The organism is Streptococcus oralis subsp. oralis (assembly GCF_002096455.1).
Classification (GTDB): domain Bacteria; phylum Bacillota; class Bacilli; order Lactobacillales; family Streptococcaceae; genus Streptococcus; species Streptococcus oralis_CY.
In genome coordinates this window covers 274,039-288,960 of record NZ_NCUL01000007.1, presented here as the reverse complement: position 1 = coordinate 288,960, position 14,922 = coordinate 274,039, and the positions used below count along the sequence as shown (strand labels likewise).

General features: G+C 43.1%; 10 protein-coding genes. All 10 read right to left on the bottom strand.

Annotated elements, in window-relative coordinates; genetic code table 11:
• Positions 1–2: 2 nt before the first annotated feature.
• The 10 genes from B7720_RS03890 to B7720_RS03845 all read right to left on the bottom strand — a co-directional run bounded on the left by B7720_RS03890 (position 3) and on the right by B7720_RS03845 (position 14,830).
• The gene (locus B7720_RS03890) at positions 3–878 is read right to left on the bottom strand and encodes an ABC transporter ATP-binding protein (RefSeq protein ID WP_084856599.1); all 876 of its coding nucleotides are present in this window, start codon (positions 876–878) and stop codon (positions 3–5) included.
• Positions 865–1,059: a hypothetical protein gene (locus B7720_RS03885; protein WP_000709174.1), complete on the bottom strand. Its 195-nt coding sequence runs from the start codon at positions 1,057–1,059 to the stop codon at positions 865–867. Before B7720_RS03885 ends, B7720_RS03890 begins: the two co-directional genes overlap by 14 nt.
• Positions 1,056–1,262 carry a hypothetical protein gene (locus tag B7720_RS03880; RefSeq protein ID WP_049479065.1) on the bottom strand — a complete coding sequence of 69 codons (207 nt, stop codon included), beginning with the start codon at positions 1,260–1,262 and terminating at the stop codon, positions 1,056–1,058. The genes B7720_RS03885 and B7720_RS03880 overlap by 4 nt, the downstream gene beginning before the upstream one ends.
• A 110-nt stretch (positions 1,263–1,372) precedes the next feature.
• Positions 1,373–10,429 carry a YSIRK-type signal peptide-containing protein gene (locus B7720_RS03875; protein WP_084856596.1) on the bottom strand — a complete coding sequence of 3,019 codons (9,057 nt, stop codon included), beginning with the start codon at positions 10,427–10,429 and terminating at the stop codon, positions 1,373–1,375.
• A gap of 176 nt (positions 10,430–10,605) precedes the next feature.
• Entirely contained in the window at positions 10,606–12,273 is a 1,668-nt protein-coding gene (locus tag B7720_RS03870) for a DAK2 domain-containing protein (protein WP_049478837.1), read from the bottom strand.
• Positions 12,274–12,275: 2 nt separating this feature from the next.
• Positions 12,276–12,641, bottom strand: coding sequence for an Asp23/Gls24 family envelope stress response protein (locus B7720_RS03865; protein ID WP_000216434.1), 366 nt, complete (start codon positions 12,639–12,641; stop codon positions 12,276–12,278).
• A gap of 152 nt (positions 12,642–12,793) precedes the next feature.
• The gene (rpmB, locus tag B7720_RS03860; protein ID WP_001140948.1) at positions 12,794–12,982 is read right to left on the bottom strand and encodes a 50S ribosomal protein L28; all 189 of its coding nucleotides are present in this window, start codon (positions 12,980–12,982) and stop codon (positions 12,794–12,796) included.
• 104 nt (positions 12,983–13,086) lie between these two features.
• Positions 13,087–13,761 carry a LiaF transmembrane domain-containing protein gene (locus B7720_RS03855; protein ID WP_084856593.1) on the bottom strand — a complete coding sequence of 225 codons (675 nt, stop codon included), beginning with the start codon at positions 13,759–13,761 and terminating at the stop codon, positions 13,087–13,089.
• A 5-nt stretch (positions 13,762–13,766) separates the two neighbouring features.
• Entirely contained in the window at positions 13,767–14,213 is a 447-nt protein-coding gene (locus tag B7720_RS03850) for a LytTR family DNA-binding domain-containing protein (RefSeq protein ID WP_000776582.1), read from the bottom strand.
• A gap of 113 nt (positions 14,214–14,326) precedes the next feature.
• Entirely contained in the window at positions 14,327–14,830 is a 504-nt protein-coding gene (locus B7720_RS03845; protein ID WP_000800922.1) for a phosphatase PAP2 family protein, read from the bottom strand.
• Positions 14,831–14,922: the final 92 nt, after the last annotated feature.

The window sequence follows — 14,922 nt, the reverse complement described above, 5'->3', positions numbered from 1 at the left end:
CTTTAGTCTTGAGTCGTTTCGAAGATACTGTCTAAGAGAGTTCGATTGCGAACTTCAATTTCTTCGATCATGCAGCCCTGTTCTTGCAAGACTTTCCATACCTGGCTGGCTTCTTTGGTTGTGAAGGAAAGAGCATTTTGCTTGATTTCAAGCCCTTGAATCTGGTCCAAAGTGCTGATAACTTCCTGATAAGTTAGAGGTACCGTAAAATGTTTTTCTTGTTCTTCACCACGCATGGCATAAGGTGTCGTATCCCGGATCAATTCACCCTTGTGGAGGACCAAAATGCGGTCAGCCGTATGTTCTACCTCTTCGATATAGTGAGAAGAGTAGACAATGGTGACACCATTTTTCTTTAATCGATTAACAATTTCCCAAAAATGCTGACGTGTTGAGGTATCCATGGCAGCAGTTGGTTCGTCCAAAAATAGAATTTTCGGACGACCTATTAGTGCCAACACGAAAGAGAACAAACGTTTTTGCCCACCAGACAACTTGCCCGCTAGCTGATTTTTCTGTTTGTCCGAAAATCTCAGCAAGTCATCAATTTCTTGATTCGAGAGACAGTTTGGATAGATTGATTGAAAGAAGGATAAGAGTTCTTTCACTTTCAAGTCTTGAACCACCGTATTTTCTTGAGGTAAGATAGAAATAAGCTGCTTTAATCGAGGATCTGTTGGTGCAAAGCCTTGAATAGCTATCTGACCTGAGCTCACGAACTTGTCGCCCAAGAGGCAATCAATCAAGGTCGTCTTACCTGCTCCGTTAGGTCCGATCAAGGCGACACATTCACCATCGTTGATTTCAAAGGAGATGTTCCGCAAGATCTCCTTGTCTTTTATTTTCTTACTCAATTTCTCAACTTTAATCACAGTCATGAGATTCTCCTTTCAACCACTTCATTCCCATAGGGAAAACGACAAAAATCATAAATCCAAAACCCCAAGCACCACGAATAAATTGGCGAAGCAAGGTTTGGTCAAACCACCCAGTAAACATTTCCACTAACCATACCAAGAGTGACAGACCGATAAAGAGATAGATGATTGCTTTTTTCATTCCTCAAACTCCTTTTTCACATCTCTGACCAATTTCAAACCTTCTCTGACAAGCCAAGACATCATTCCAAAGCCAGCAAAGAGCTCCCAAGGAAAATGGTAGAAACCCTCGTCCAATCCTGAAAACATGAGATAGGTCATAACTCCTGCTGCTACTAAACTCACTGCGACAATCATTTTATTTTTCATTTCTTCTGCCTCCATTTCATACTTCAATTATAGTCTTTTGAAGTTAGCGGAGCTAGATGCTTCTGTCACTAGGAAATATGACAAATGTCATAAAAAAGAACCGATTTCTCGGTTCTTAAAAATGATTAGTCTGATTCATCGTTTCGTTTCTTTTTACCTAGCAATCCAAGTGTCATGGCACCTGCTAGGGCTGTCAGAATTCCTAGATTTTTCAAACCATCTTCTTGACTTCCTGTATTTGGAAGTTGATGTTTTTCTACAGAGATGTTTTGAGTCAATTGATCTGGTTTCGAATCAGGTACTGAAAGTTCTTTTTTATCAGACGGCTTCACTTGCTCTGGAAGTTCTACTACTGTTAGAGTATAGAATCCTGAAATAATATTTCCATTGCGATCTTTACGGATCACTTTCACACCTTTAGCTTGTCCTACAAAGTCTGCCTCAGGGGTAAAGGTGACGGTGCCATCTGGTGAGATTACATAAGTTCCTTCACCTGGAACGACTTTTTCAGTTGTTCCATCTTCAAAGGTTGGCGGAACTGTCAGATCGACATCACCTGTAAAGTTTGGCTTACCAGTCTGAGTTTGACCTTTAAGACCTTCTGATGTCGCATCACTCACTTGTGTTTGTCCAAGGACAGTTGGTGTGTAATGAGCAATAACTACATTTCCATACACATCCAAACGTTTCACAACCAATCCTTTGGCTCTACCAACAAAGTCTGGTTCTGGAGTAAAGGTAATCTTACCATCTTTATCAATTGTATAGCTTCCTTCACCTGGAACAACCATAGTCGTGCTACCATCCTCAAATGTTGGTGGAACTGTACTATCGATATGTCCTTCAAACGTTGGGGTTGCCATTTGTGGTTGGCCTTTTGCTCCTGTAGAAGCCGTATCATGACCAGTAGATGGATCTACAACTGTTGGACGATAGGTCGCAGTCACTTGAGTACCGTTCTTATCCACACGTTTGACTGTGACTGGAGTTGGGTTTCCGATAAACTGCTTGTCCGGGGTGAAGGTTACAGTTCCGTCTGGCGCAATCGTGTAAGTTCCTTGACCTGGAATAGACTTCTCTTTACTTCCATCTGCGAAGGTTGGCTCTACTGTTTCATCAATCGGAACCAATGGATCACCACCTTGGAAGCTTGGAGTTCCTGTTTGTGGAACACCCTGAGGGCCAGTGCTGGTTGCGTTAGTTCTTGTTGGTGTTACTTTCGTAAACTCTGGACTGTAAGTCGCAGTGACTGGAGTTCCATTCTTATCTACGCGTTTGACTGTGACTGGAGTTGGGTTTCCAACAAACTGTTTGTCTGGAGTGAAAGTTACAGTTCCATCTGATGCAATCGTGTAAGTTCCTTGGCCTGGAATAGATTTCTCTTTGCTTCCATCTTCAAAGGTTGGCTCTACTGTTTCATCAATTGGAACCAGTGGATCACCGCCTTGGAAGGTTGGAGTACCTGTTTGTGGAACACCTTGAGGGCCTGTGCTGGTTGCGTTAGTGCTGGTTGGAACTACTTCTTTCACCACCGCTTGGTACTTGACAGTAACAGGAGTTCCGTTGACATCCACTCGAGTCAATTCAAGCTCTGGTGTTTCACCCTTGAACTGTTTATCAGGAGTGAAGGTCACCTTACCATCTGCGTCCACTTCGAACTTACCAACATTTGGCACTTCTTTCACAGCTGTCCCATTGTCAAATAGTGGTGTTGAATCAGCTGGGAATGGAACTGAGTCATGGCCTGGAGTGAAGGCCACTGTACCTTCTTGGACCTGACCTTGCAGACCCTCTGTCTTATCACCTGTACCAGTTGGGGTTACTTTCGTAAACTCTGGACTGTACGTCGCAGTCACTGGAGTGCCATTCTTATCCACACGTTTCACTGTAACTGGATCTGGGTTTCCAACAAACTGTTTGTCTGGTGTGAAGGTGACTGTACCGTCTGGTGTAATCGTGTAAGTTCCTTGACCTGGAATAGACTTCTCTTTGCTTCCATCTGCGAAGGTTGGTTCAACGGTTTCATCGATTGGAACCAGTGGATCACCACCTTGGAAGCTTGGAGTTCCTGTTTGTGGAACACCCTGAGGGCCTGTGCTGGTTGCGTTAGTGCTGGTTGGAACTACTTCTTTCACCACCGCTTGGTACTTAACGGTAACAGGAGTACCGTTGGCATCCACTCGAGTCAATTCAAGTTCTGGTGTTTCACCCTTGAACTGTTTGTCTGGGGTGAAAGTTACCTTGCCGTCTGCGTCCACTTCGAACTTACCAACATTTGGTACTTCTTTCACAGTTGTACCATTGTCAAATAGTGGTGTTGAATCAGCTGAGAATGGAACTGAGTCATGGCCTGGCGTGAAGGTCACTTTACCTTCTTGGACCTGTCCTTGCAGACCTTCTGTCTTATCACCTGAACCTGTTGGTGTTACTTTCGTAAATTCTGGACTGTAAGTCGCAGTAACTGGAGTGCCATTCTTATCCACACGTTTCACTGTAACTGGATCTGGATTCCCTACAAACTGCTTGTCTGGAGTGAAGGTTACAGTTCCGTCTGGTGCAATCGTGTAGGTTCCTTGGCCTGGAATATTCTTTTCCTTGCTTCCATCTTCAAAGGTTGGCTCAACCGCTTCATCGATTGGAACCAGTGGATCGCCACCTTGGAAGGTTGGAGTACCCGTTTGTGGAAGTCCTTGAGGACCTGTGCTCGTTGCGCCAGTTCCTGTTGGTGTCACTTTCGTAAATTCTGGACTATAGGTCGCAGTAACTGGAGTCCCATTCTTATCTACGCGTTTGACTGTGACTGGATCTGGGTTTCCGACAAACTGCTTGTCTGGTGTGAAGGTCACTGTACCATCTGGCGCAATCGTGTAGGTTCCTTGACCTGGAATAGTCTTCTCCTTGCTTCCATCTGCGAAAGTTGGCTCTACTGTTTCATCGATTGGAACCAGTGGATCACCACCTTGGAAAGTTGGGGCGCCTGTTTGAGGAACACCTTGAGGGCCTGTGCTGGTTGCGTTAGTGCTGGTTGGAACTACTTCTTTCACCACCGCTTGGTACTTGACTGTAACAGGAGTTCCGTTGGCATCCACACGAGTCAATTCAAGTTCTGGTGTTTCCCCCTTGAATTGCTTATCTGGGGTGAAGGTTACCTTACCATCTGCATCCACTTCGAACTTACCAACATTTGGTACTTCTTTCACAGTTGTACCATTGTCAAATAGTGGGGTTGAATCAGCTGGGAATGGAACTGAATCATGGCCTGGTGTGAAGGTCACTTTACCTTCTTGGACCTGACCTTGTAGACCTTCTGTCTTATCACCTGAACCTGTTGGTGTTACTTTCGTAAACTCTGGACTATAAGTCGCAGTAACTGGGGTGCCGTTCTTATCTACGCGTTTGACTGTGACTGGATCTGGTTTGCCTACAAACTGCTTGTCTGGAGTGAAGGTTACTGTTCCGTCTGGAGCAATCGTATAGGTTCCTTGACCTGGAATGGTCTTCTCTTTGCTTCCATCTTCGAAGGTTGGCTCGACTGTTTCATCAATTGGAACCAGTGGATCACCACCTTGGAAGATTGGAGTACCAGTTTGTGGAAGTCCTTGAGGACCTGTACTTGTTGCACCGGTTCCAGTTGGAGTTACCTTAGTAAACTCTGGGCTGTATGTCGCAGTAACTGGGGTGCCATTCTTATCCACACGTTTCACTGTAACTGGATCTGGGTTTCCAACAAACTGCTTGTCTGGAGTGAAGGTTACAGTTCCGTCTGGTGCAATCGTGTAGGTTCCTTGGCCTGGAATAGATTTCTCTTTGCTTCCATCTGCGAAGGTTGGCTCTACTGTTTCATCGATTGGAACTAATGGGTCACCACCTTTAAACGTTGGAGTTCCTGTTTGCAGAAGTCCTTGAGGGCCTGTGCTGGTTGCGCCGGTTCCTGTTGGTGTTACCTTGGTCACTGTTGGGGTATATGTCGCAGTAACTAGGGTGCCATTCTTATCGACTCGTTTAACCGTTACTGGAGCTGGAGTACCAACATATTGTTTTTCTGGTGTAAAGGTAATAGAGCCATCTGGATTGATGCTGTATTCACCTACACCCGGAACTGTTTTCGTTGACTGTCCATCTTCGAAAGTCATTGGTTTCGTATCATCCAGTGGAACAGCTGGATTACCTTCTGTGAAGGTTGGGGTACCTTTTTGCGGTTGACCTTGGATACCATTTGAAGTGGCATCCGTTGAAGTTGGAACTACTTCTTTCACTACTGCTTGGTACTTGACAGTAACAGGAGTTCCATTGGCATCCACACGAGTCAATTCAAGTTCTGGTGTTTCACCCTTGAACTGTTTGTCTGGGGTGAAGGTTACCTTGCCTTCTGCGTCCACTTCAAACTTACCAACATTTGGTACTTCTTTCACAGCTGTCCCAGTGTCAAATAGTGGAATTGAATCAGCTGGGAATGGAACAGAGTCATGGCCTGGCGTGAAGGTCACTTTACCTTCTTGGGCCTGACCTTGAAACCCCTCTGTCTTATCACCTGTACCAGTTGGCGTTACTTTCGTAAACTCTGGACTGTAGGTCGCAGTCACCGGGGTACCGTTCTTATCCACCCGTTTCACTGTGACTGGAGTTGGGTTTCCAACAAACTGTTTGTCTGGAGTGAAAGTTACAGTTCCGTCTGGTGCAATCGTGTAGGTTCCTTGACCTGAAATCACTTTTTCCTTGCTTCCATCTGCGAAGGTTGGTTCAACTGTTTCATCGATTGGAACCAATGGGTCACCACCTTGGAAAGTTGGGGTACCTTTTTGCGGTTGACCTTGGATACCATTTGAAGTGGCGTCTGTTGAAGTTGGTGTTACTTCTTTCACTACCGCTTGGTACTTGACAGTAACAGGAGTTCCGTTGGCATCCACACGAGTCAATTCAAGCTCTGGTGTTTCACCCTTGAACTGTTTATCAGGAGTGAAGGTCACCTTACCGTCTGCATCCACTTCGAACTTACCAACATTTGGCACTTCTTTCACAGTTGTACCATTGTCAAATAGTGGAGTCGAATCAGCTGGGAATGGAACTGAGGCATGGCCTGGAGTGAAGGTCACTTTACCTTCTTGGACCTGTCCTTGCAGACCCTCTGTCTTATCACCTGAACCTGTTGGTGTTACTCTTTCAACAACTGGGGTATAGGTCGTTACAGCCGACTCTCCATTTTTATCCACCACTCCAACTTGAACTGGAGTTGCCGGACCATAGAAGGTTTTCAGTGGAGTAAAGACAATTGTTTTATTTACAAGATCTAAATCGTACGTACCTTGGTCGGCAATGGTTAGCGAAGTTACCTTTTGCCCATTCTCATCATAAAGAAAGACACTGCTTTGGACTAGTTCAACGGATTTCTTTGCTCCATTAATGGTTGTTGTCCCTTTTGCAAAGTGAACCTCGCTCTCGCTTGCTCTATCCTCATCAAATTGAATCGTCGCTGCCTGCTTCTGCCCTTGAAGGCCTTTAGATTTCGCTGCACTTGCTGATGGAACAACTGGAAGCGGAACATAGTACACCACCCGATACCAGGTAAATTCTTTTTCCAACTCTTCATCTCTAGGATCATCCGCGGTCAATAAATATTCATCGAGAGCTCCTTCTCCCGACATTGTGTTTGCATCAATATCCTCTCTTGGATAATAGCCAGGAATTTCAGGAGAAATCACTTGAGACCAAGTTTGGTCTGCAGACCAGGCTGAGTATGTCACACCAGCTGTCGCATCATTTGGTTGCCGTTTCGCCAAAACCTGGTCAATTCTCTTCGTTCGAGTAAACGAATGAGTCTCAACATGTTTTGGAGGAAGGAGTGATAAATCAGAATGGTTTGTTTTTTTGAGATATTCAAAATCAATCTCTCGAGTTCCACGAACAGTTTCGGTTAGTTCTGTAATCTTGTGTCTAAACTGAAACTTGAATTGTCTTGGGCTAGCCGAGTCACCAAAGGTATGATCTGTAAAATCGTTACTAATCAGTTCATATCCTGCATCTTCTAATTCCTTAATTCGACGAACAGGATCATAAGAAATTGGTCCATTAGGTTTGCCTACAACTGTGTCTACCTGTCCTAGTTGCACTTCCTTAGACGGATCATTTACATCCACAAAGGTGAAACTTGCAGATGACAGTTTGGTGGACATTTGGATTGAAACATTATTGGACTCAGTGTACTTGGAACTACCATTTGCCAGAGCCGAAGAAAGATAAGCTGTAGCACCTGGGGCAGTATCTTGCCCGATAACTGCTCCATCGATAGGAAACTGAACACTACTTCCAGCAGCAACCGGAGCAGTCGAATGCCAACGAACTGCACGAATCTCTGACCAATCCGACACTTGATCTGCTGTGAGCCATTGTGAAGCATTAATTTCTGTAGCAGTGCCCGCAGTACGACTATATTGAACTTCCCAGCCTGAAGGTGGTGTTAAAGCTTTTGTCAAACTCACTGTAAATCCAGAACCACGATTTCTGGATTCTAGCTGTTTATCACCTTTCATCGGCAAGGATGACAAAACATAAACGTCTGAAACCGGCTGTTTAGATGTGTTTTTATAGGTCACTCTGAAATCAATCTCATCACCAGGATAGTGCTCTTGGGTATTGTAGGCAAAGTGTTGATTTGTAGCTCTCTTCACTTCAGAGTAGACACCACTCGCTTCAGAAGCCTGTACGATCACATCGAAGTCATAAGAAACTGAATTTTTCGAGGTAACTGTAATGCCGTCAAGCTCCCCCAAGTCGTAACCATTCTGAGCTTGAACGTCAGGAAGTTCCTCATCCCAGAAAGCAATCGCTTTATAGGTATAGGTCCCATTTGGAATCGTTTTGTTTTCCAACTTCAAAAGCGTTGGAGGCATAGGGGAGTCTGGAGTCCCCTTCACTTGGGCATAGTAGAGAGTTTTCCCAGTATCTTTGTAATTATAATAGACCTTAAAATTAAGGTTTCCACTAAAGTTTAATTGAGGGTCAGCCAAATAGGCTAAATGGTAAACTCCCGTCAAGTTTGCGAAGTTCTGAGTAGGGGTGTCTTTACCCGCAGTCCTTGTGATAAAATCTTCTTTAAAACCAGAAGCATCTGTGTGTCGATTAAAGACATCTGTCCGACGGCGTCCAACCATTGAAATTTGCTGGATAACACGCGTCAATTCGGCTGAGGCAGTTTGAGAGAAGGAAACAGTGTTGCTAGTATTCTTAAAAGTGAAATCCGTTCTAGAATCCAACTTACGAATCGTCGAATCTTTATAGAGACTTTCCCAATTATTAAAACGTGTTTTTGTCTGGAAAAAAAATGCCGAAGTATCATTGGTTGAGGACTTCCTCATCTTGATATTTTTAAACTTGTACTCCAGTTCCTTCACATCTTGCTCTTCCGTCAATCGTAGACTACGGGTGTTACTATTAAAAGTCCCTAATAATTCACCTGTAGCTTTATTGTATACTTCTACGGATGCATCCGGTGAGGAGAAAAATTCATTCCAATAACGATCCTCAATCGCATTGACTTCTCGATAAGACTCTCGTGAATCCTGTATTTTATGAGTGACAGTGTAGTCATTGATAGGATAATCTTTTTCAACCTCTGCGACTGATGAAAGTCGAACATTAGAACGGTATTCTGTTTCACCATAGGAACGAATTATCTCCGAGTCAGACTGATTATAGTGTCTATATTCAAAGAGAGAAGACTCTGGCTGGTCTGTTTTTTGAACAAAGAGAGCATAAGGCAGAACGGCCGTATTTTGATAGCTAGTCCCATCTGCTTTTGTATAGATACCCGTCACAGTAAAGTTTTGCGCTTTTCTATTGATATCTGCTACTTTGGCATTCTTTAACTTGAAAGAAATTGGAATGAGCTTATTTTTATTGTTATTAATATCTTGAAGCGGATTGTTAGCTCTGTTAATCGTCAGATGGTAACCCGTCGCATCGGCAGTCCATCCTAGAGCTTTAGCTTCATCTGTCAATTCATAACCTTCTTTTAACTCTATATTATAGGTATAAGAAGTGACAGGATCAATGATATGCCCTCCGACATCACTAATCCCCATACCATTGATCATACGACCATCAAAGACACCATTTCCATAGTTGAAGTAATCATTTCTTACCGTATTATTCTTAGGATCTTTCGCACCGTTAAATAGATAGTAGGACACGACCGATGAATCATCGTCGACAATACCATCGTTATTTCGATCGTAGCCAATGACCTGATTGCCAGACATTGGAGTCAGGCCACCCACCCCGTTTTCTAAGACTTTCCATGTGTGTTCAATGCTTCCAAGTTCTTTGAGGACATTGCCATTTTTGTCATAGAGCTTAGCAGTTGCGGTCACCTTATGGTCTGGCCCAATGGCTTGGACAGCACCTCCCCAGTTCTGAGTCAAAGGATCTATCTGAAAAGTATAGACGAAGTTATAGTTTGCTCCACCTCTCAGATTTGCAGGTTCTATCTTTAAATCAAGGTCCCCATTCGTTTTTTCTTGGCTGAACTTTACACCACCAACTGGAGAAGGGGTCAATTTAATAGCCTTCCCATTTTGGAAATGAATTTTGATATACCCACCAGAATAATCTGCTTCGTGTCCAGTAATACTAAAAGTCAAGGACTCACGAACACTATCTACAGCATGGATATCTTTGATTGGCGAATGAGTTTTAAATTCTGCATTGACTTCATCTAGCGATCTCTTGCGCCTAGAAGAAGTTTTCCCGCTAGAGCCACTTTCTTCCTTGCTTTTCTGCTCAGTTTGAGTTGATTCTAGAGATTGCTTTTTCTCCTCATCTAAAGAAGGCTGACTCGCTTCCTTCGTATTGTCAACTTGAGAAACTGGTTGGCTCTGAGAGACTGGTGCAGATACTTCTGTTTTGGACGGTTCAGCTTTATCCTCCAGCTCCTTAACCGCTTCGTTCTGTGTTACCACTTTTTGAGGCTCAGAAATGACTTCCTGTCCATTCTCAGCACTTTTTTCCTTCTGTTGAATTTCCGCCTGCGTTTGTTGTTCCTTATTGTTGACTTGAGCTTCATCCGCTTGCACTGGAGAAGTAGCCATCACCATAAAGGTTCCTAGCAATACCGAACAGGTCCCAACACTTAACTTTCTAATTGAAAAGCGGGAAAAAGATTGATTAAAAAATTTTTTCTTCATCATTTCTCCTTTATATTCATACTTAATCTAACATAACAGCTTTATCATTATAACTTATCATACATAGAATTTCCAATAGAATGTTCATTTCTACAGAAATTTCTTTATAACTCCATTTGCATAGAAAAAGGAAGCTGTAAAACCAGCTTCCTTCTGTTGTTTTTACTCCATTTTCACGATTATTCCACACTGAAAAGATATGGATATACGGGTTGTTGACCTTGGTGGATTTCGACTTCAACATCTTCAAATTCTTCTGCGATTTCTTGGGCAATTTCATTGGCAAGTTCTTCGCTTCCGTCTTCACCGACATAGAAAGTCACGATTTCACTGTCTTCGTCCAACATATGTTTCAATGTTTCTGTCAAGGTTTGGTGCATGTCAGGGTTTGACACGAGGATTTTCCCATCAACCATACCAAGATTATCATTTTCATGAATTGCTAATCCATCGATAGTTGTATCACGAACGGCTGTTGTTACACTACCGCTGATGACATCACCAAGGGCTGCAGTCATACGTTCTTTGTTTTCTTCGATTGATTTGCTTGGATCAAAGGCAAGAAGACTGGTCAACCCTTGAGGAATTGTACGTGCTTCTACAACAACAGCAGGTTGTTCAAGCACTTCAGCCGCAGACTGAGCTGCCATAAAGATATTTTTGTTGTTTGGCAAGAAGATGATGTTGCGAGCATTGACCTGTTCAACAGCCTTGATAAAGTCTTCTGTTGAAGGGTTCATCGTCTGACCACCTTCGATGACATAATCCACACCTTGAGCACGGAAGATATCTGCTAAACCTTGACCAGCTACTACTGCGATAAGGGCATACTCTTTTGTTTCAGCAGGCTTGTTGCCTTGGGTCGCTTCTTTTTCAACTTGCGCCTCGTGTTGGTTACGCATGTTGTCCACTTTTACCTTGATCAAGCTACCATATTTGAGACCTTCTTGCATGACAAGACCTGGATCTTCTGTATGGACGTGAACTTTGACGATCTCATCATCGTTGACAACAAGGAGTGAGTCGCCTAAGTCATTCAAGTAGTTACGGAATTCATCGTAGTCAAAGTCCTTAGAATAAGTTGGACCTTGTTTGAGAGCTACCATAATCTCTGTACAGTAACCAAAGGTAATATCCTCAGTTGCAACATGTCCAGCCACAGACTTATGGTGCTCTGCATTGATCATTTCACTCATGTTGGCAGGAGTCGCTACAAAGTCTTCAGAAGCACTGTATTCACCAGTAAGAGCTGAAAGGAATCCTTCGTAGATGAAGACCAAACCTTGACCACCTGAGTCTACCACACCAACTTCCTTAAGGACTGGAAGCATTTCTGGTGTCTTAGCCAAAGCTGCTTTTGCACCTTCCAAGGCTGCACGCATGACCTCAACAGCATCGTCTGTCTCCTCGGCTTTTTTCTTAGCTCCAATAGCCGCTCCACGAGAAACAGTCAAAATGGTTCCTTCAACTGGTTTCATAACCGCTTTATAAGCTACTTCAACACCGGATTGGAAGGCAAGAGCCAGGTCTTGACCTGTTAATTCATCTTTTTCCTTGATAGCCTGAGAGAAGCCACGGAAGAGCTGAGATGTGATAACCCCTGAGTTCCCACGCGCACCCATCAAGAGCCCTTTGGCAAGAATGCTCGCTACTTCTCCAACTGTAGAAGCAGGCTTGTCCGCTACTTCTTTGGCACCATTTTCAATGGTCATTCCCATGTTTGTCCCAGTATCTCCATCTGGAACTGGAAAGACGTTCAATGAATTGACATATTCTGCTTGCTTATTCAAACGAGTTGATGCAGCCTGCACCATCTCTTGGAATAAACTGGTAGTAATTTTTGACACGATTATTCTCCTACAACTTTGATATTTTGAATGTAGACATTCACAGTCTGAGCAGTAATTCCTAGTTGATTTTCTAAACTAAAACGAACACGCTCTTGAATGTTTTTTGACACTTCGCTTATCTTTACTCCGTAGCTCAATACGGTATAAACATCAACTGCAATGCTACCATCTTCGGCTGCTTTTATAACAACACCCTTAGAATAATTTTCCTTACCAAGAAGGGCTTGGAAATTGTCTTTGAGGGCATTTTTACTAGCCATACCGACCACACCAAAAATCTCAGTTGCGGCACCACCTACTACGGTTGCAATCACTTCATCTGTCAGTTCGATTTGACCATCTTTTGTATTAATTTTTACAGTCATTTTTTTTACCTCAACTAGTTGATACTCTATTTTATCATATTTCAGCCCAAGTGTAAAAGCAGAATGCTGTATCGGCGGATATTTACTCTATTTTTCAAATGATTTTATCCTTAGAGCAAAAGAAAAAGACCAGTTAGGTCTTTTCATTTTTATTAAACGCGTTCAACTTTACCTGATTTCAAAGCACGAGCTGAAGCCCAAACTTTTTTAGGTTTACCATCGATAAGAACCGTAACTTTTTGAAGGTTTGGTTTTACGGCACGTTTTGTTTGGTTCATCGCGTGTGAACGGTTGTTTCCTGATACAGTCTTACGACCTGTAAAGTAACATACTTTAGCCATTGTGTTTTCCTCCTATTAGATCTAATATAGCGGATGTGCTAGCACCACATACCGTACTATGTTATCACACTTTCTTGAATTTATCAAGGGCCTAAACTATTTTTTTATTTAACGTAAACAACTCCAAGTTTACCAAAAGCGACTTCCCCACGAATAATCAAGGTTTTGTTTGTTGGCGCTACAGGAGCATCTGCCTTAGCTGCACCAAAGGAGGTTTCTACTTTCAAATCGACACGCCAGTGTTGTGGAACATAGACGGTTGCATTCCCGAAGGCCACTTCAATATTTAAAGTTGCAAAATCACCTAGCATCTCTGCATTATCATAGTAGATTTTAGCATCCCCAAAAGCGACTTCCACTTGGTCATCTACGAGATCTTGATCTTGCTTATAGAAGGTCCCGCTACCAAAAGCGACTTCCTTATCCGTGACGACTGTTTTTTTCCCATCGTACCACCATTTTTTTTCATTCCAAAACTTACTTGAATGCGTCAGATAACCAACACCTAGCACTGCTAAGATACTAGCCCAAAACAAAGACTGGTTTGGAATAGGAAAAATGTTATAAAAATGATTCGCAATCATTAAGGCTACTAGAGCGGTAAAAACTGCTGATGTTAGATGACGACGAAGCAAAGCTTCAACTGATTGGTAAGCAAAAAAGGCGATACCAATCAAAGGCCATATTTTACCATCCAAAGAAGGAATGCCAAAATTCCCTTGCAGCAAGATCCAAGCTGCTAAAACCAATAAAACAATACCAAATGCTTTCTTTTTCATCTTTTTTACCTCATGTTTCTTAGATTTTCTTTTAGGAGGGATTGGTAATGCCGTGAGACATGAACCTCCTTGTGCGTCTGATAGAAGGAAATGGTGCCCGTTCCTGAAAAGGACTTGTCCACTGAGTAAATCTGACGGATGTTTGCGATCGTTGACTTGGACACTCGACTAAAATAGCGAGGCAAGATGGACTCCAACTCATAAAGTTTGAGACGAACTTCATAGGCTTCCTTCTGGTTATGAGCGTAGATCTTGCTTCCTTCTGTTTCAAAGAAGAGAATTTCTGACAGGTCTAGATAATATTCACCTGTCCCCTTGTAAAAAGTCAACCTCGGAGCCTTTGACTCTTGCAAGAGCCGTTGCAAATCTGCAATTTCATCTGTCAAAGCAGGGGTCTTGATGACAATTTCAGTCTCCTCTAAATTGCCGTCAATCTCAATTCGTAACTTCATCACATCTCCTTTCTGACTCTACTATATCAAAGCTAAGTTAGGAATACAAGGGCAAAAAAGCAAGTGGTCAATTTGAAGCAGTAAGTGGTTGTAGGACTAGCTTAACTTACATGTCAAAATAAGAAGAAAAGGAATCCCCACACCAGACCACAAGCATAGCCAACCAAGACATCCTTGGGATAATGAACCCCCCCTAAAACCCTCACCAGTCCCAGCAAAGCTGAAAAAATCAAGCATGCTAAGCCAACAGGTAGACTAGCATGCAGACAGGCCATGGAGATGATAGTTGCCGAAAAGACATGGCGACTGGGCATCGACCGTCCCGAACTATCCTTATCAAGAAGGGGACAGATATCCCAAGTTTCATAAGGTCGCGGGTGGTTGATTTTCTTACGAAAAAGAGACAAAATCACAAAACCTGAGGCAGGGACAAGCAAATAAACCCCAACTTGCTGACCAAGTCCTAGTTGCAGGTAAGTGGTGACTAGCAAGGCCAGGTAGACCAGAGGCATGGCGACTGTCATCAAACGATTGAAACTGCGTAACAGAAATAAAAGAGTGGGATGGCTGGTGAGTCTGGAGCTGATATTTTGATACCATTCTTGATAATTTTTCATTTATACTTCTCATTCATTACCTTGTTTTCGTCTACAGGTGAGACGTTTGTCTTCTAGTATAGTGCAGAAAAAGAAGGCCGTCAAGCCTTCTT

Bases quoted from the DNA above. Each gene is read 5' to 3' on its own strand.
- B7720_RS03850 (WP_000776582.1), bottom strand. From the start codon at position 14,213: ATGAAGTTACGAATTGAGATTGACGGCAATTTAGAGGAGACTGAAATT.
- B7720_RS03880 (WP_049479065.1), bottom strand. From the start codon at position 1,262: ATGGAGGCAGAAGAAATGAAAAATAAAATGATTGTCGCAGTGAGTTTA.
- B7720_RS03885 (WP_000709174.1), bottom strand. From the start codon at position 1,059: ATGAAAAAAGCAATCATCTATCTCTTTATCGGTCTGTCACTCTTGGTA.
- B7720_RS03875 (WP_084856596.1), bottom strand. From the start codon at position 10,429: ATGATGAAGAAAAAATTTTTTAATCAATCTTTTTCCCGCTTTTCAATT.
- B7720_RS03855 (WP_084856593.1), bottom strand. From the start codon at position 13,761: ATGAAAAAGAAAGCATTTGGTATTGTTTTATTGGTTTTAGCAGCTTGG.
- rpmB (WP_001140948.1), bottom strand. From the start codon at position 12,982: ATGGCTAAAGTATGTTACTTTACAGGTCGTAAGACTGTATCAGGAAAC.
- B7720_RS03890 (WP_084856599.1), bottom strand. From the start codon at position 878: ATGACTGTGATTAAAGTTGAGAAATTGAGTAAGAAAATAAAAGACAAG.
- B7720_RS03845 (WP_000800922.1), bottom strand. From the start codon at position 14,830: ATGAAAAATTATCAAGAATGGTATCAAAATATCAGCTCCAGACTCACC.
- B7720_RS03865 (WP_000216434.1), bottom strand. From the start codon at position 12,641: ATGACTGTAAAAATTAATACAAAAGATGGTCAAATCGAACTGACAGAT.